Genomic DNA, 17,655 nt, shown 5'->3' with positions numbered 1-17,655 from the left:
GAAATATGAGTGAAGCTTATGCGGATATTATGCTTGATGGGAATATTATGATAAAGAATCTATCTGAAGGAAGTGTTAATACCGAGTACATCATATCGGATATCAAAACTGATGATCCGGAATTGAAGAATTTTCTCTTTTCCCTGGGGTGTTATGAGGGTGAAAAAGTGAAGATCATTTCCAGGTTGGCGGGGAATCTTGTCATTTCCGTTAAAAATGCCAGATACAGTATCGGTTCGGATCTAGCCGAAGTTATAATCATATAAAATGGGGATGAAGTTCTCATTTATTTTTTTTGTATTAAAGTTGCCCATGGCTAACAATTGAATATCGTTTTTTACGGTTTTATATATATGGAGGAAAAATGAAAATTGCACTTGCTGGAAATCCGAATAGCGGAAAGACGACATTGTTTAACGCTATAACAGGCCGGATCGAACATGTGGGAAACTGGGCAGGAGTCACCGTTGCGAAAAAGGAAGGTGCTGTCAAAAAAGCTCTGAACAAGACGGGAGTCTCCATGTCGGTTGTGGATCTTCCCGGAGCTTATTCCATATCTCCCTTTACATCGGAAGAGAGCATAACAAGCGGTTTTGTCAAAAATGAGAAACCCGATGTCATAATCAATGTAGTTGATGCCTCGAACTTGAACAGAAGTCTTTTCTTTACGACGCAGCTCCTTGAACTCGGCATTCCCCTTGTCGTGGCTCTGAATAAAAGCGATCTTCTGCTGAAAAGAAATCTCACCATCGATTCGGAAAAGCTTTCGGTTCTGCTGGGCTGTCCCGTTGTCAATACTGTATCGACGAAGAGACGGAATAACGGTCTTGTTGAACTGATTAGCGAATCGGCGGGCCGGGTAGGGAGTCAGCAGATTTCCCCCTTCCGGAGTCCTAAGGTGAACTTATTCGATCCTTCTTCTGTCGATGATGCGGACAGGGACAGATTCTCTTTTGTCAATGATCTGGTCTATAAAGTGGAAATGAGAAAAAAGGGCTCAGATAAATATGCCCTGCAGGATAAAGTGGACAGGTTTCTCGCCAACAAGTGGCTGGGAATACCTGTTTTCGCCATGGTCATGTGGACTGTTTTTGCCATATCGCAAACCTATGCGGGACCATTTCTGGCAGATCTTCTCGTGGGTTGGATCGATGGGCTGTATGTGTTCGTCGAAGGTCTGATCGATGGAAAAGTGTCTCCCATACTGCAGTCTCTTCTGCTGGACGGCATTATCGGAGGCGTCGGAGCCGTCGTCGGATTTCTGCCGTTGATCATGGTTCTCTTCTGGCTGCTCGCCATTCTGGAAGATGTCGGCTATATGGCCCGGGTCGCTTTGATAATGGATCGCTTCTTTAAAAAAGTCGGATTGTCCGGTAAGTCGATCATTCCCATGATCATCAGCACGGGATGCGCCATCCCCGGAATCATGGCAACCCGGACCATTAAAAATGAAAGACAGCGTCGAACCACTGCCATGCTTACCCCTTTCATGCCCTGTGGAGCCAAATTACCTGTCATCGCCCTTTTTGCCGGAGTCTTTTTCAAAGATGCCGCATGGGTCGGTACGGCCATGTACTTCACAGGAATCGGGATTATTATAGCCGGGGCTTTAATTGTCGTCCGGATAACAGGAGATACAAACGCACGTTCCTACTTTATTATGGAGCTTCCTGAATACAGGATTCCCAGTATTAAAAGGGCGACATCCTCCATGCTGGCGCGAGGGAAAGCATTTATTGTCAAAGCGGGGACAATCATACTTCTCTGCAATGCGGTTATTCAGATCATGCAGTCTTTTAACTGGAAATTTCAAATGGTGGCTGAGGGAGACGAGAGCACAAGCATTCTTGCAGGCCTGGCCAATCCCTTCGCTTTTCTTCTGATTCCTCTGGGATTCGGTGTCTGGCAGCTGGCCGCTGCAGCCATAACAGGCTTTATCGCTAAAGAAAACGTCGTGGGAACGCTGGCGGTTGTGTACAGCATTACAAACTTTATCGACACGGAAGAACTGGCCCTTGTTTCCGGCGGGGCGGATGTGGCCTCCATAATGGGTATCGGCTCTGTCGCGGCCTTATCCTATCTGGTGTTCAATCTATTTACGCCTCCCTGTTTTGCCGCTATCGGTGCGATGAATTCGGAAATGAACAGCCGCAAGTGGCTATGGGCGGGAATCGGTTTTCAGTTTTCCATGGGTTATTCCCTTTCTTTCCTGACATATCAGATCGGAACCCTTATAACAACCGGAGCTGTCGGCACCGGGTTCCTTCCGGGATTGGCATTTGTTCTGCTTATCAGCGGTTATTTCGCCTATCTTATGAAGCGTGATGATAAAGAAACAGTTCCTCAGCTGAAAATGAGTTTTTAGGAGGTGCATATGGCAAATTTAATAGTTTCTTTAATTATTATATCGATTCTCTCTTTATCTGTTCTGACAATAGTAAGGGAGAAACGTAAAGGGGTTAAATGCGTGGGCTGTCCCTATAGCAAAGCCTCCGGTAAAGGTCCCGCCTGCGGCTGTCATTAAAAAAAGGGAGCCTGTTTAAATCAGGCTCCCTTCTGTCATTATACAGTTTTGATCCGGATGTTTTCTCCCTCTATTCCCACATGGGCTCCTCGCTGAACCGCCGGGGATTCCCTGTGGCAGATAAGCCACTTATTTTCCATAAAATAGGTGGTTTCCCCTGGTTTTTCACTTTTTTCCAGAGGTCTGTTGGTGCCTTCGGGAAGTATGATGACTGTGCAGAACGGAGAATCCGTCGTCCGGCAGGGGGCGAGGTGAAGAGTGTTGCTGTACAGCTCCATCACCGTACCTTCCGGAAGATAGAAGCATTCGGCCAATGAGGAATCCCAACTGTCGTTATGGATATCCTCGCAACGTCCCAGAATAAGAACGCAGTCTGTTATGGCTACGATGACTTCGCTTCCTTCGTGATACTCCATGCCGTTCATCCTGTCGTTGTAGCCAAAGCAGATTCCGGCTTGAAGAGCCATTCTGCCCCCGTAGACTTCGCGGCTTATCTCATCGAAAGAGTTCAGCTTTCGCAATTCTTCCAGGTCCCTTATATAAGCGGGATTCTCGGGTAGAGCCGATTCTGTGGAAGGATCAATCATATCGCTGCAGTCTATGCCATTAATAATTCTGCCATAACGATCCAAAGCCTGCGAATCGTGGGGCAGAATAGTCAAAGGTCTGTTTGCTTCGTTAAGCTCTCTCAGCATTGTCCGACGTCCTGGAAAAGCGATGAGTATTCAGAGCTTTTTCTATAGAAAACCGGAGGCTGACCGATCGGGCACTCTACAGTCGACCATCCGCCTCTGAAATCTTTTCCGCTCCACAGATGGACCCATTTATCGGTCGGGAGATAGACTTTCCACTTCTCTTTTCCCTTGCTGATAACAGGTGCTACCATAAGATCCCGTCCGTACATATACTGATATTTCAATTTGTGAACGACTTTGTCCTTCTCATAGTGAATGTATGGATGGCGGACCGGAGGAATTCCGCTTTTCTGATACTCGTCGGAGAGAGTCAGGTGATATGGTTTCAGTTTTACATAAATATCTGTCATTCGCGCCAGGTGGGAGAGAGTTTCCCCGTCGCTGTTGAATTGCCAGTTGGAATCGGGACGGTTTCCTTCATGGGTTCTCATGGTCTGGGTAAAAGCGGACAGTTCGGCCCAGCGCATGAAAAGCTCCTTGCTCCTCTTCAGCCAGAGAAGCGTGGTATATCCGCCGAGATCGGAATGGGTGTAGCCGATTCCGGAAAATCCCATGGAAATAGTTCCGGGAATCACAGTGGCAAAACCCTGATCCCGACTCCAGTTTACAAGCTGGTCACCGTTCCAGTTCATGGCTGAATAGCGCGAAGACCCCGTATATCCGGCCCGCATGAAGTAGGTTATCTCGTTCTCTTTTCCCGCTTCCTCAACCGCTTCATAATTGATCCGCGCCCAGTCGGCAGCATACTGATTGTGATAGAGCTGGGGATCGACACCGGAATGGAGAACCGCATCGGCCGGCACGTATTCTCCGAAATCCGCCATCCATCCAGAAAGCCCTTTACCGATCATATCTTTCTTGATCACTTCTTTGATCCATTTCACGGCTGCGGGATTTGTCAGGTCGACCATGGCTGCGGGAAAGGTGGTTATGTAGACATAGTAATCTTCACCCTTATCATTTTTGACACAATAATTTTTTTCCCTGGCCTCAGCGTATAGAGGTCCTTCAAGAGCCAGAAAGGGATTAATATAACCGAGATACCGGATCCCCTTACTGTTGAGCTCCTTCATATACCCTTTGAAATCCGGGTATAATTCCTCATTCGGTTTCCAGTCCCAGAAGAGTTGTTTCCCGAAGGAGGTTATGCGGATGCCTTCCCAGTCCTGGCACCAGATCGCAGCGGTTTTTACACCCGCATCCAGTGCGTCCTGAAGCTTCGATGACGTGACATCCCGGCCACCCTGCATACCGATCCACATACCGTCATACACCCATTCGGGAGGTTTTCTCTGCCGTCCGAGGTAAGCGGAAAGTGAGGAAAGAGCTTGAACCGCATTTTTCTCAACCCCTATGACGAGCTTTTCAGGAAGCTGCCAGAAGAGAAGGCTGTGTTCATTTTTCTTTCTGAAATCAAATTCGCAGTAGGCTGTTCCTTCCGAGTGAAAATACCAGTTGTCCGAGGAGATAAAAGTAGGCTGGGAGAAATATGTCGTAAAGGCATTTCCTCCGTAACCCTGCTTTAATTCAGCAATAAGGGTTATCAGGTCTTTTCCCCGTCCCAGTCCCGGCTCCTGCACCCAGATCGGCAGTTTCTGACCTCTCAGATCGAGCTTGGAATACTGTTCTCCGCATCCGTAGATATGTTCTTTTTCAGAAGCTTTGAGAATCAGTTTGAAACGGTTCAGTTCTTTGTTGGTCTGTTCAGTTTCCATATGAATCCGGTCCTGAATCTCCCTGAATGTAAGGATAAAACCGCATTCAAAAGTTATTCTGACCATGTCTCCCGAGGACTCGCCGATGCTGTAGTCCCTGCAGCTTTTCAACTGAAGGTTTCTGTCGCGGATTTTAAAAAGTCCGTAATTGAATTTGTAGTGTCCCTCTCCGGTTCCGGCGAAAACAGCTGGCGAATCTTCCGTATGTGATAGAAGAATTCTGTTTTTATGAGAAAGGGTAAAACCTTTTTTATTGGAGATCAGTTTCATTTTTTTATCAACCTTTCACGGCTCCGGCAGTCAGACCGGAGATGATTTTGTTATGGAAAATAAAATAGACGATAATACTCGGAACAATTGTTATGACAATTGCTGCGTACATAGCCGTATAGTTGGTTACGAACTGGCTGGTAAAGAATCGGATACCCAGCTGAAGAGTTCTCGATGATTCTGAAGAAGTGAGCAGAAGAGCCATGATAAACTCATTCCACGAATAGATAAAGCAGAATGTACCGGCCGTTGCCAGTCCTGTCTGAGAGAGAGGCACGATGATTTTTGTGAATCTCTGAACGAAACTGGCGCCGTCGATGGTCGCGGCTTCTTCCAGTTCCCTGGGGATGGAATCCATGAAAGAAGTCAGAAGAAAAACGGAAATGGGTATGTTTATAGCGCTGTAAACCAGTATAAGTGCCAGAAGAGAGTCATAGAGGCGCATCTTCTGAATAATGGTGAAGTAGGGAACCATAAAGGAAATAATCGGAAGGAGTATCCCTGCTGCCAGAACAGTCAGTAAAACATTTTTCCCTTTGAACTCTTCTCGGGAAATGACAAAGGATGTCATGGATGCCACGAGCAGATTGACGAATACGGCGCTGAAAGCCACAATGATGGAGTGGATAAAAAGAGCGGGCAGTTTCGCCTTTACAATAGCCGTGTAATAGTTGACGAACATCCACTTCTCGGGAAAACCGAAAGGATTCTGCTGGAGTTCCAGGTTGTTGGTTTTAAATGAAGCCAGTAGAAGCCAGATCAGGGGATAGAGGGCCACAAAGAGAAAAAATATAAGAATTATCCATTTCAGGGTGTTTAACAATGCTTTCATGACAATCTCCTACTGTACCGAATCGGATCCGGCATCTCCCCGGGAAAGAAGTTTTCGAATGAGAACAATGACCACAGTTCCCAGAAGAATCAGAATGGTTCCTGTCGCATTGGCTTCTCCTAACCGGAATGCGTCCATTTTGTTGTAGAGAACCAGACCCATAACCGAAGTCGAATGGGCAGGTCCCCCGCTGGTCATGAGGAATGTCGCTTCGAAATGTCTCATTCCATAAGCCATGGCCAGGGTTATGGTTGTGACAAGTATCCCTCTGATCATTGGCAGGGTTATATACCATTCCTGCTGAAGAGTTGTGCAGCCGTCGATCTCTGCGGCTTCGTAAAAGGATTTGGGGATGGTTGTCGTAGCCGCAAATATGATAACCATGAAATAGCCGATATAAAGAACGGTCTGGGCTATAACCGCCGGCAAAGCTGTGGCTGTTTCTCCCAGCCAGTTATGGCCTTCGATGCCGAAAAGATTTAAAAAGGCATTGAGAAAACCGTACATGGGGTTGTAAATGGCTTTCCACATCATAGCGATTGCAACGGCGGAAATAATATTTGGAAGGAAGTAAATGGTTCTCAGCGTCTTCCATCCTCTGGGTTTCCTTGCAAGTATTAACGCCACCATCGTCGCCAGCGGTATCTGAATGAAACCACCTGATAAAGCCCAAATTATATTGTTTTTTATAGATAGGAGGAATGTTCCATCGGTTAAAAGCTTTTTATAATTGCCAAGACCAATAAACTTCATGGCCGATATGCCATTCCACTCAGTCAGACTTGTTCCCAGTACGAATGCCAGAGGATAAATAAAAAAACTTATGTAGAGAAAGGCAACGGGAACAAGGAAAAGCAATATCATTTTGATATTTTTATTTTTTTTCATTACGGTGATTTCCTTGAAAGAGAGATAAAGCGGGACAGAATATTTTCTGTCCCGTTAATGTAATTATACTACGATGAGATTACTGGTCCTGAACTTTTTTCAACATTTCAACGAACTCTTCGGGAGTCGCTTCGCCGAGGGCCATTTTGCCGAGAGCCTGACCGAATTCGGTGATAACATCGGAAGTTACAACACCTTCCAGATGGGGGATGGTGAATGATGCATCATTTGAAGCGTTGATGAATTTACCCATCAGTTCATCCGTGATGGAAGATGAATCGTATTTAACGGCGAACATAGCTCCGGAAGCAGCTGAAATCTTTGCCACGTTTTCCGATTTTGTCATCCATTTTATGAATTTGACAGCGGCTGCGGCTTTTTCGGGATCGTCAGCGTTGGCGGCTGCTGCGAAGTTCGTCTGAAGGAAACCTACCATGGCGCCTTTATTGTTTCCTGCAGCAGGAGCGGGACCGACTTCAGTCGCGCTGTAAACAGCGGGTGCTTCGGATTTTACACGTCCGATATACCAGGGGCCGTTTATGAACATGGCTGATTCGCCTGCCAGGTAGTGGCCGCCGGAAACACCGGCATCTCCACCGATTGCATCAATGGATGTATTGCCGTCGCTGTACATGGCCAGGAGAACTTCGGCCGCTTTAACATAGGCATCTGTTCCGAAAGGATTGGCATATACATCGGGCCCGCCGAAAGAAGCGAGGAAATGGGAATACCATAGCATGGATGTCCAGGCGTTTGATCCGCCGGTCATCTGCGATGTGGGAATAAATCCGGCTGCTTTAAGTTTGGCTGCCGCATCGAGGAATTCCGCATAGGTCTGGGGATATTTTGAAACACCGGCTTTTTTGAAAAGATCCATGTTGTACCATACAGGTGTAATGGCAACTTCGTAAGGGAGTGATTTTACCATTCCGTCAACTGTTGCCTGGGCAACTGTTCCGGCATTGAAATCTTTTCCCCATCCCCCATTGAGCTCTTTCGAGAAATCCATCAGAAGGGGAGATTCGTAATAAGCTTTAGTTGTGGGATTAAGTTTCATTGTAAAAATATCGGGAACGATTCCGGCGGCTATGGAAGTTCTGATTTTCTGCTCATATCCGTCGTAGTCAGGCTGAGCCTCAACTTCGACTCTGATCTTTCCGGCATTGTCGGCATTGAACTGATCAACCAGCTCTGCGACTGCACCTGCTTTTGAGTCCTCTCCAACCCAGATCGAGGGCCATTTCAGCACGATTTCTTTTTCTTTATCCTGCTGACCGTTTGCAAACAGAGTTCCTGCAGCAAGAAGAGTCAGTGATAGAACCAGAAAAGTAATTTTTCTCATTTCATTCTCCTTTTTAATTACTTACGATAAGTAAGTAAATCACGACTGATAAATACCTGTCAAATAAAATCTTTATAAATCAATTGCGATCAGTGTGTAAAATAGTCGGAAAAGACGAGGTCCGCAGCACCCTGTCCGGCGTGAACGGGGTTGTAGGCGCAGTGTTCAATTGACAGGCCTTCAATATTATCGAATCGGCAGGGATCATTCTGCATCAGTTCGTTCGTGTAAAAGGCCAGTTTTTCAGCATAGAGAGGAGAGCGCGATATAATAAGGAAGGTGTCCGGTGAAAAAACGCGGCTGAGCATTTTTAATCCTTTGGTCATCTGAAAGGCTTTTTCCCGTATAAAGTTATCCACTCCCTCGGCATCTTCTTTGATGAGATTGTCAATCTCCAGGAAATTCTTTAAGGGTGCTACTGCCTGTATGTCTTTAATAATAGCCGGTTCTGCCAGGTAGGACTGAAGGCAGCCTTTTTCACCGCATTCACATTGTCTGCCATTATAATCAATGGATGTGTGACCGATTTCCATAGTTGTCGAACCTTTTGTAGTCAGAACCTGTCCCTCATTTATAAAGGCTCCGCCCACGCCGCTTCGGATCAGAAGCGTTACGAGAGATTGGGACTCGGAAACTGTGCCGTACTGGTATTCATTCATGGCTATAACCGAACAGTTATTGTTTACGAAGATCTCAGTATCGAAGCGCTCTGCCATTTTCCGGCGAAGAGGGTAGTCGGACAGCCCTTCGATCCTGTCATAAAAAATCACTGATCCCGAGGATATATCCACTTTTCCCGGAGCCCCTATCCCTATACCCAGGATCCGGGATTTCGGTATGGATTTTGAATCGATTCCCCTCTGGATCATCTGACAGATCAGCTCGAATATGGAGTCTCCCGTATGGTCTTCATTGATGTCTATAAACTTACTGTAGACAGGTTTCCGGTTGAAATCGACTATGACGACGGAAATGGAAGTGGAACAGAAGTCTACGCCTATGGCATAGGCCGCTTTAGCATTAATTTTATAGTAAACAGGTTTCCGGCCTTTTTTTTCAGTCAATATATCTGTTTTTTTATTAATAGTGATGAGTTTGTCATTTTCAAGATTGGCAAATATGCGTAAAATAGTAGGCGGTTTCAGGCCCGTGAGATTCACCGCTTCCGACTGAGACAGATTTCCGTGCCTCTGTATTAATCCCAGAATCAGCTTTTCATTTATTATTCTAATGTCGTTTCCGCGGAGAGGAAGGTCAGATTTGGCCATTTATTTCTTCCTGTAAGTAAGTTATATTTCATTTAACAGCCTTTTTTCATTTTTTGCAAGAATCAAAATCAATTTCGCTTTACAGAATCACAGGAGGGTGATAATTTGTATTTAATTATTTATTTACAGTAAGTAACTAAATCAGGAGTTGAAATGTCTGAAAACAATTACAAAGATCTCGAAGATCTGGCAAAAGATATCAGAAAAAAGACCATAGATTCTATCGGTTTTCTCGGTGTCGGACACATCGGAGGCGCTATGTCCATCACCGATTTGCTGACCATTCTTTATTACAGGAAAATGCATATTGATCCTGACAATCCGAAAATGGCAGACCGCGACAAACTCGTTCTTTCCAAAGGACACGCCGGTCCCGCCCTGTACAGCACGCTGGCGCAGAAAGGTTTTTTTCCCGAGGAATGGCTTCACACACTCAATCAGGGCGGCACAAACCTTCCCAGTCACTGCGATATGAACAGAACGCCGGGAATTGATATGACGACCGGTTCTCTCGGGCAGGGGCTTTCGTCGGCCATCGGCCTGACGCTGGCTATGAAGCTCGACAAGTCTGAACGCAATGTCTTTGCCATAATCGGTGACGGGGAATCCCAGGAGGGGCAGAACTGGGAAGCGGCTATGACGGCGTCCCAGTTCAAACTCAACAAGCTTATCGCATTTACGGATTACAACAAGATGCAGATAGATGGATACACCAGCGATATCATGTCCATCGATGATCCGGAAGCCAAATGGAAAGCCTTCGGGTGGAATACCGACAGAGTCAACGGACATAGTTTCGCGGAACTGGATAGAGCTATAGACAAAGCCCGTCAGTCGGTGGATAAGCCGACCATGATCATAATGGACACCATAAAAGGGAAAGGCTGTTCCTTTGCGGAAGGAGTCATCACGAATCACAACATGGCCTTTACGTATGAGCAGGCTAAAGAAGCCATAGAAGCGCTGGACTGAGGGAGAGGAAATAACGATGTCTGATAAAGATATGAGAGAAGTATACACTGAGACGCTTATTGAAATGGCCGGAACGGATGAGAGGATCTGCGTTCTTGAAGCAGACCTTATGCGGGCCACGGGAACCGGATCATTCAAAGATAAATTCCCCGAAAGAGCCTTCAATGTCGGTGTCGCCGAAGCCAATATGGTCGGAGTCGCTTCAGGACTTTCAGCAGGTGGGAAAATCCCCTGGGCCGCCACATTCGGTTGTTTCGCCGCCAGAAGAACCTACGACCAGTTTTTTATCTCGGCCAATTATGCGCAACAGAATGTGAAGCTGGTCGGTACGGATCCCGGCGTTACCGCCGCTTTTAACGGGGGAACCCATATGCCTTTCGAGGATACCGGACTAATGCGGTGTATCCCCGGGCTTGTGATTTTCGAGCCCTGTGACAGCGTATCCCTCAAATCCCTGATCAAACAGGCGACGGAACATAAGGGAAGCACTTATATGCGCCTTCAGAGAAAAGGGAAATACACACTTTACAGCGATACCGATGAAGTCATTCTCGGAAAAGGGAATGTTTTAAAAGAGGGTGATGACCTGACTATCATTGCCAGCGGCTATGTTATGGTTCCTGAGACTCTCGCCGCAGCTGACCTCCTCATTGAAGAGGGCATAAAGGCCCGGGTTATCGATATGCACACCGTCAAGCCGCTGGACAGAAAACTTGTTGTAGAAAGTGCGGAAAAGACCGGAGCTATCCTCGTTTGTGAAAACCACCAGAAAGCGGGAGGACTCTTCAGCGCCGTTAGCGAATGTCTGGGAGAAGAATTTCCCGTTCCGGTTGCCGCCGTCGCGGTTGAAGATCAGTTCGGTCAGGTCGGGACTCTGGAGTACCTGAAAGAAGCTTACGGATTTACAAAAGAAAATATAGTGAAAAAAGCCAAAGAGCTAATGGGGAGGAAATAGGGATGGATAAAATAAAACTGGCGATCGCATCGGATCTTTCGGGATTTCCTTTGAAAAAAGCTGTTGTCGAACACTTGAAAGAAAACTATGCCGATACGATCGAGGTGATCGATTTCGGAATCGAGTCGGAAGACAAGCCCAGACCCTATTTCGAACAGGCGCCCAAGGTTGCCAAATGCGTACAGAGCGGTGAAGCGGAAAAGGGAATCCTTATTTGCGGAACGGGACAGGGAATGGCAATTGTTTCCAATAAATTCAAAGGAGTTTATGCATCGGTCGTAGACAGCGTATTTGCTGCAGAGCGGAGCAAGATCATAAACAATGCCAACATCATCACAATGGGCGGTTGGATTACAGCACCTTTCCTGGGAACGCAGATAGTAGACGCCTGGTTATCAATGGCTTTCACCCAGAAGATGGAGTTTAAAAAAGATTTCCTGACAAATGCTTTTAAAGAGGTCCAGAAACTGGAGGATGAGATCTATGGCTGAAACAGCGCAGATGATATCTTCACTTGTTGAAAAAGCCCGCGCGGCTCAGAAAATCGCAGCCGGCTACTCGCAGCAACAGCTTGATGACATCTGTTTCGCTGTCGCCTGGGAAGTCTATAATGATGAGAATATCAAAATCCTGGCGGAAATGGCTGTCGAAGAGACGGGAATGGGAAATGTTCCGGATAAAATCGCAAAGCACAAAGGAAAAGTGCTGGGAGTCATCAACGATGTAAAAGGCGTAAAGTCCACGGGCTGCATTGAAGAAATTCCTGAAAAGAAAATAAAAAAATACGCCAAACCTGTCGGTGTGGTCGGAGCTTTGACACCGGTGACAAACCCCACGGCAACTCCTGCCAGTAATGGGGTTTCGATTCTCAAAGGGGGTAATGCTGTCATTTTCGCGCCCCATCCCCGTTCAAAAAAAGCATCGGCCAAAGCCGTCGAGTTTATGCGCAGGGGACTGAAAAAGGTCGGCGCTCCGGAAGATCTTATCCAGATTGTGAAAGAGCCCTCAATAGAAGCCACCGGCGAACTGATGAAACAGGTCGATCTGGTTCTGGCCACAGGCGGCAGCGCCATGGTGAAAGCTGCCTATTCGAGCGGGACGCCCGCCTATGGGGTCGGACCGGGAAATTCAGTGCAGATTATCGCGGAAGATGCGGACTGGAAAGATGCTGTAGCCAAGGTTGTGCTCAGCAAATGTTTTGATAACGCCACATCCTGTTCTTCGGAAAACTCCATCATTGTCGAGGATTCCATTTACGAAAATGTCCTGAAGGAACTGGAGGAAGCGGGAACCTATGTCTGCAGAGGTGAAGAGAGAAAAACTCTGGAGGAATGGATGTGGATTCCCGGCAAAACAGGGCATCGCTCCATTAACCCTGCCATAATCGCCAAATCTGCAGAAGATATTGCCGCGGGTGCGGGATTGAAGGTCCCCGCAGGGACGAGGATACTTCTCGTAGAGGGAGTCGACGCTATCGAGGATGATTTTTTCAGTCTGGAAAAACTATCTCCTGTTCTTACTATTTTCAAGTATAGGGGCTTCGATCGGGCTATGGAAATTCTCATCAGGTTGACAGATAACTGCGGAACAGGGCACTCCTGCGGTATTCATACAAAGAATAACGACTATATGGAGCGGATGTCTCTTCAAATGCGGACCAGCCGGATTATGATCAACCAGCCGCAGGCTCCGGCAAACGGCGGTAATTTTTTCAACGGCATGGCTTCGACCACAACTCTGGGCTGCGGAACCTGGGGCGGCAATATCACGACGGAAAACATCACTTATAAACATTTTCTCAATGTGACTTATGTGTCAGAGTGGTTTGCTCCGGTCAAACCGACTGATGATGAGATCTGGGGCGACTTCTTCAGGAGATACGAATGAAATTATTCGAGTATCAGGCCAAAGAGACATTCAGAAAATTCGGGATCGAAACGCCGGGAAGTGTTCTGATCCAAAGTCCCGGTGAGCTGGGACCGGCCGGTGCGGAAACCGGATATCCCCTTGTTCTCAAATCCCAGCTTCTGATGGGAGGACGCGGTAAAAAAGGCCTAATCCGCCTTGTGAAAGATGAAGCTCAGGCTGTAAAAGAATGCGGCGAGCTTTTCGATTCAGAATACGGTGTCGGAAAGATTCTCGTGGAACAGGCTGTCGATATCAAATCCGAATTGTACCTTTCCATAACCGTGGACCCTGTGGAGGCGAAACATATGATAATCGCCTGTGCGGACGGGGGAGTGGAGATAGAAACTCTTGCCGTTGAAAGCCCGGAAAAGATCATTCGCGAATATGTCGACCCCGACAGGGGGCTGATGCCTTTTCAGATCAAAAACATTGGATTTTCCCTGGGACTGGAAGGCGATCTGCTGAAGAAATTCTCAGCGGTTCTCGCCAATCTTTATAAAGCTTTTGTTTCGAGCGATGCGGAGCTGATAGAAATCAATCCCCTGTTTATTACAGGAGAGGGAAAAATCATAGCCGGAGACGGCAAACTGTCTATCGATGATAATTCGGATTTCCGACAGCCTTCATATGAGAAAACCCGGGATTATTATGATTCCGATGCGGAATACGAAGCATCGCTGGAAGGCATTCCCTATCTCCAGTTCGATGGCGATATCAGCCTCATGTGCGCCGGAGCGGGGTTGACGACCACAGTATACGACCTGATCAACTACGAAGGCGGCACAGTGGCCAATTATCTGGAATTCGGTGGGCCCAACTACAAGAAGGCTGTAAGAGCCATGGAACTGTGCCTGAAAAATGATTCAAAAGTCATTCTTGTGGTTACTTTCGGAACGATTGCCCGGGCCGATGTCATGGCCGAAGGGATCGTCGATGCCATTAGCAGGCTGAAACCGGACAGGCCGATTGTCACCTGTATCCGGGGAACCAATGAAGAAGAAGCGAGCCGGATCCTCAAAGACGCGGGACTTGTACCTCTCTATGATACGGAAGAGGCGGTGCGCAAGGCCGTTGCTATCGCGAAAGGGGAGAAGTCATGAGCATATTCATCGATGAGACAACAAAAGTTCTTGTTCAGGGGATTACGGGGAAGGAAGGCAGTTTCTGGACCAATCATATGATAGGCTGCGGAACAAATGTGGTAGCCGGAGTCACTCCCGGAAAAGAGGGGCAGCAGGTTGAAGGGCGCGAAGTCTTTCACTCGGTAAGACGAGCTGTGGACAAGGTGGATGTCGAAGCCTCCATGCTTTTCGTGCCGCCCCGCTTTACGAAAGACGCCGTATTCGAAGCCCTCGATGCGGGGATAAAAAAAATTGTAACAGTTGCCGACGGCATACCGCTCCACGACGCGGTTCAGATCAGAAAAGCCGCCGTTTCAGAAGGTGCCATGGTCATCGGAGGAAACACCTCGGGAGTCATCTCTCCGGGCAAAGCCATGATGGGTTTCTTTCCCTACTGGATTGAAAGAGTCTACAAACCGGGCAGAATCGGCGTCATGACCAGAAGCGGATCCCTTACGAACGAGGTCACGGCAATGGTTGTGAAAGCGGGTTTCGGCGTTTCATCGCTCATCGGTATCGGGGGAGATCCCGTGCCTGGAACGCGATTTGCAGAAATGCTTCCCCTCTATGAAGCTGACGGGGAAACCGATGCGGTTGTCATTATCGGCGAGCTCGGGGGCTCCATGGAAGAAGAATGTGCTGAAATGAAGAGACAGGGACTTTTTACCAAACCGCTTGTAGCTTTTCTCGGTGGACGGACAGCTCCCGAAGGAAAGAGAATGGGCCACGCCGGCGCTATCGTTTCCGGAGGCAAAGGTTCTGTTGTCGACAAAATCAAGGCGATCGAGAGCGTTGGTGGAAAAGTTGCCGAAAGACCACGTTTCGTCGGGGACTATCTGAAGGAACTTCTATGACCAGAGAAACCGGAAAAAAAATCACATATTTCTCTTTCGCCTCGCTGGTCATGATCGTCATGATGGTTCTTCCCATTCCCGATTCTATCCGGAATGCCGGGAAAGGAGTCCTGACGCAGGAGGGGCAGATCGCCATGGGGCTGCTTCTCTTCTGCCTGGTCCTCTGGATGACCGAAGCGATACCCTTTCACATAACGGGGATGCTGGGCGTTGTTCTTCTGGCCGTTTTCCGCGTTGACACCTTTAAAAACATTGTCAGCGTGGGCTTCGGGAACCATATAATCGCCTTTTTTATCGGTGTACTCATTCTTTCGGCCTTTATTACCAAATCGGGACTCGGAAAACGGATCAGCGTCTACCTTCTGTCCAGAACGGGAAACAGTACGGCCATGATTATCTTCGGATTCATGCTTGTAGGAGCCCTTTTATCCATGTGGATAACCAATATGGCTGTTGCGGCTATGCTGCTCCCTCTGGGAGTTGCCATTCTGGAAGAAGAGGGATGTCTCCGCCTGAAGAGCAATTTCGGGAAAGCTCTGATGATCGCATCGGTCTGGGGCCCTCTTATAGGGGGTATCGGAACTCCGGCGGGGGCCGGTCCCAATCCTATAGCCATCGGCTTTCTGAAAGAGATTGCCGGGGTCGATCTGAGTTTCACCCAGTGGATGATGTTCGGCGTACCCGCTGTTTTTCTGCTTCTTCCCATAGGGTGGATTCTGCTGATGATCTTGTTCAAACCGGAAATAAAGCACCTGAAAAAAACAAGGGAGGAACTGCGCCATGAGTTTGACAATTATCCTCCCATGAGCCGCGAAGAGAAACTGACTCTGGTTATATTTCTCATAACTGTTGTGCTCTGGCTGACCTCCGGACTTCTTGGAAGACTGCTGGGAATAGCCATTCCCACATCCATGCCGGTTCTTTTTACGGCAACTCTTTTCTTCTTTCCCGGAGTAACTTCGCTCAAGTGGAAGGAAATAGAAGAGGATGTGTCCTGGAGCGGAATTATTCTGGTCGTATCGGGTATTTCCATCGGCATGATGCTCTACCAGTCAGGAGCGGCCGGTTGGCTCTCTTTTGTTCTGCTGGGCGGTATCGGCAGTCTGTCTCCTCTTGTCAGAGTGGGGGCTATAGTTCTTATCGTAATGATTCTGAAAGTGGCGCTTTCGAGCAACAGCGTCACGGCGACGATTGTCATACCGATCATGATCGCACTGGCTGATAATCTGGGCTTTGATGCGCTCTCCATAACACTGCCGGCGTCCATTACGGCATCTCTGGCTTTCATTCTGGTAACATCGAGCCCGACCAATGTTATTCCCTATTCAGCGGGGTATTTTTCGATTCGCGATTTTGCAAAATCGGGAATAATTATGACAGTGTTCACAACGATCATAGTTTCACTGGTGATTTATACAGTCGGTTCTTTTACAGGTCTCTACTGACCGGTGCACGTGATAAAAACTTTTTTCATTGGACGGCTTTGAAATCTCATTTCAAAGCCGTTCTTTTTTTTATCTATCTTTAACAAATCTTCTTTTTTCAAAATGTCCGATCCTGAGCCCGTCGATGGCCAGACATATGGAACAGGCTTTATCAAAATCCGCTGCAACATCTTCGGGAATGTGGGCGTCGGAGCCCAGGGTTACCATTGTTCCGCCGGCAAGGGCGTATCTGCGGAGTATCTCTGAATCGGGGGAGCATTCGCCGAGCCCTTTTCTCAGGGGCGAAGTATTGATTTCAAGTGCTATTTGGTTTCGCACCAGTTCTGCCAGAATCAAATCGATCAGATCATAAGGGTAGGCTTCCTTACCGAAATATCTTTTGGGAAAATCCATATGACCCAGAATGTCAAAACCTCCCCATCGAGTCATTTCCAATACCATGTTGAAATACCGGCTGTACAGGTCCTTTAAATCATCAGATGTTTTAATTATCGAATCCCCGACGAAATGATCACCCATCATATGGATTGAACCGATAATCACATCCCAGTCACCTTCGGCCAGATGGGAGAACTGTCCGGGATAGAGGTGGGGTTCGCTGAATTCCATACCTTTCAGAATAGATAGCTTCCCTTTATATTTCAGTCGGGTCGAATCAATGGCTTTCTGATAGTCATCCTTGCGAAAGTAGTCATAGCCTTTATCGGCGGGGTTGAAATCCACATGTTCGGTAAATGCAATGCCGGACAGGCTTTTCTCTATGGCAGAGAGGCACATCGATTCCAGTGAGCTTTCGGCATCTTCCGAATGGATTGAGTGACTGTGCATATCCCAGTAGTTCATAATACAAAGCTAGGAGATATTGC

Annotated in this window: 17 protein-coding genes; 10 read left to right on the top strand and 7 right to left on the bottom strand. The window is 47.5% G+C overall.

Annotation, left to right across the window (positions count from 1 at the left end; all coding sequences use genetic code 11):
- The first annotated feature begins 5 nt into the window (after positions 1-5).
- From HNR50_RS20925 to HNR50_RS20915, 3 genes are all read left to right on the top strand, one after another.
- Positions 6-266 (top strand): FeoA family protein, encoded by a 261-nt coding sequence (locus HNR50_RS20925; RefSeq protein ID WP_221439950.1) that lies wholly within the window; start codon positions 6-8, stop codon positions 264-266.
- 98 nt (positions 267-364) lie between these two features.
- Positions 365-2,365, top strand: a complete 2,001-nt coding sequence (gene feoB, locus HNR50_RS20920; RefSeq protein ID WP_184748761.1) for a ferrous iron transporter B — start codon at positions 365-367, stop codon at positions 2,363-2,365.
- A gap of 9 nt (positions 2,366-2,374) precedes the next feature.
- Entirely contained in the window at positions 2,375-2,524 is a 150-nt protein-coding gene (locus tag HNR50_RS20915) for a FeoB-associated Cys-rich membrane protein (RefSeq protein WP_184748760.1), read from the top strand.
- Between the two features lie 38 nt (positions 2,525-2,562).
- Here HNR50_RS20915 and HNR50_RS20910 read toward each other — a convergent pair whose 3' ends face one another.
- The 6 genes from HNR50_RS20910 to HNR50_RS20885 all read right to left on the bottom strand — a co-directional run bounded on the left by HNR50_RS20910 (position 2,563) and on the right by HNR50_RS20885 (position 9,534).
- Positions 2,563-3,219 (bottom strand): DUF4867 family protein, encoded by a 657-nt coding sequence (locus tag HNR50_RS20910; protein ID WP_184748759.1) that lies wholly within the window; start codon positions 3,217-3,219, stop codon positions 2,563-2,565.
- Positions 3,213-5,204: an alpha-glucosidase gene (locus HNR50_RS20905; protein ID WP_184748758.1), complete on the bottom strand. Its 1,992-nt coding sequence runs from the start codon at positions 5,202-5,204 to the stop codon at positions 3,213-3,215. The genes HNR50_RS20910 and HNR50_RS20905 overlap by 7 nt, the downstream gene beginning before the upstream one ends.
- A 7-nt stretch (positions 5,205-5,211) precedes the next feature.
- The gene (locus HNR50_RS20900) at positions 5,212-6,036 is read right to left on the bottom strand and encodes a carbohydrate ABC transporter permease (RefSeq protein ID WP_184748757.1); all 825 of its coding nucleotides are present in this window, start codon (positions 6,034-6,036) and stop codon (positions 5,212-5,214) included.
- 9 nt (positions 6,037-6,045) lie between these two features.
- Positions 6,046-6,924, bottom strand: a complete 879-nt coding sequence (locus tag HNR50_RS20895) for a carbohydrate ABC transporter permease (RefSeq protein ID WP_184748756.1) — start codon at positions 6,922-6,924, stop codon at positions 6,046-6,048.
- Positions 6,925-7,003: 79 nt separating this feature from the next.
- Complete coding sequence (locus HNR50_RS20890) at positions 7,004-8,266, bottom strand: ABC transporter substrate-binding protein (RefSeq protein ID WP_184748755.1); 1,263 nt, start codon at positions 8,264-8,266, stop codon at positions 7,004-7,006.
- A gap of 89 nt (positions 8,267-8,355) precedes the next feature.
- Positions 8,356-9,534, bottom strand: a complete 1,179-nt coding sequence (locus HNR50_RS20885; RefSeq protein ID WP_184748754.1) for an ROK family transcriptional regulator — start codon at positions 9,532-9,534, stop codon at positions 8,356-8,358.
- Positions 9,535-9,687: 153 nt separating this feature from the next.
- Here HNR50_RS20885 and HNR50_RS20880 point away from each other — a divergent pair, with 153 nt between their 5' ends.
- The 7 genes from HNR50_RS20880 to HNR50_RS20850 are packed head-to-tail and all read left to right on the top strand — an operon-like array spanning position 9,688 to position 16,789.
- Complete coding sequence (locus HNR50_RS20880) at positions 9,688-10,506, top strand: transketolase (RefSeq protein ID WP_184748753.1); 819 nt, start codon at positions 9,688-9,690, stop codon at positions 10,504-10,506.
- A 16-nt stretch (positions 10,507-10,522) separates the two neighbouring features.
- Entirely contained in the window at positions 10,523-11,461 is a 939-nt protein-coding gene (locus HNR50_RS20875) for a transketolase family protein (RefSeq protein WP_184748752.1), read from the top strand.
- Between the two features lie 2 nt (positions 11,462-11,463).
- Positions 11,464-11,952: an RpiB/LacA/LacB family sugar-phosphate isomerase gene (locus HNR50_RS20870; RefSeq protein ID WP_184748751.1), complete on the top strand. Its 489-nt coding sequence runs from the start codon at positions 11,464-11,466 to the stop codon at positions 11,950-11,952.
- Positions 11,945-13,348, top strand: coding sequence for an aldehyde dehydrogenase family protein (locus HNR50_RS20865; RefSeq protein ID WP_184748750.1), 1,404 nt, complete (start codon positions 11,945-11,947; stop codon positions 13,346-13,348). Before HNR50_RS20870 ends, HNR50_RS20865 begins: the two co-directional genes overlap by 8 nt.
- Entirely contained in the window at positions 13,345-14,469 is a 1,125-nt protein-coding gene (locus HNR50_RS20860) for a succinate--CoA ligase subunit beta (RefSeq protein ID WP_184748749.1), read from the top strand. Before HNR50_RS20865 ends, HNR50_RS20860 begins: the two co-directional genes overlap by 4 nt.
- Positions 14,466-15,344 (top strand): succinate--CoA ligase subunit alpha, encoded by an 879-nt coding sequence (sucD, locus tag HNR50_RS20855; RefSeq protein ID WP_184748748.1) that lies wholly within the window; start codon positions 14,466-14,468, stop codon positions 15,342-15,344. The genes HNR50_RS20860 and sucD overlap by 4 nt, the downstream gene beginning before the upstream one ends.
- Complete coding sequence (locus HNR50_RS20850) at positions 15,341-16,789, top strand: SLC13 family permease (protein ID WP_184748747.1); 1,449 nt, start codon at positions 15,341-15,343, stop codon at positions 16,787-16,789. The genes sucD and HNR50_RS20850 overlap by 4 nt, the downstream gene beginning before the upstream one ends.
- A 69-nt stretch (positions 16,790-16,858) precedes the next feature.
- Here HNR50_RS20850 and HNR50_RS20845 read toward each other — a convergent pair whose 3' ends face one another.
- A complete protein-coding gene (locus tag HNR50_RS20845) occupies positions 16,859-17,632 on the bottom strand; it encodes a histidinol-phosphatase HisJ family protein (RefSeq protein ID WP_184748746.1) in 774 nt (257 codons plus the stop codon).
- Positions 17,633-17,655 lie beyond the last annotated feature (23 nt).

Origin of the sequence: Spirochaeta isovalerica, from assembly GCF_014207565.1 — a bacterium.
Lineage (GTDB): Bacteria > Spirochaetota > Spirochaetia > DSM-2461 > DSM-2461 > Spirochaeta_F > Spirochaeta_F isovalerica.
The sequence above is the reverse complement of the archived record's forward strand: the minus strand, read 5'-3'. Positions and strand labels throughout refer to the sequence as shown.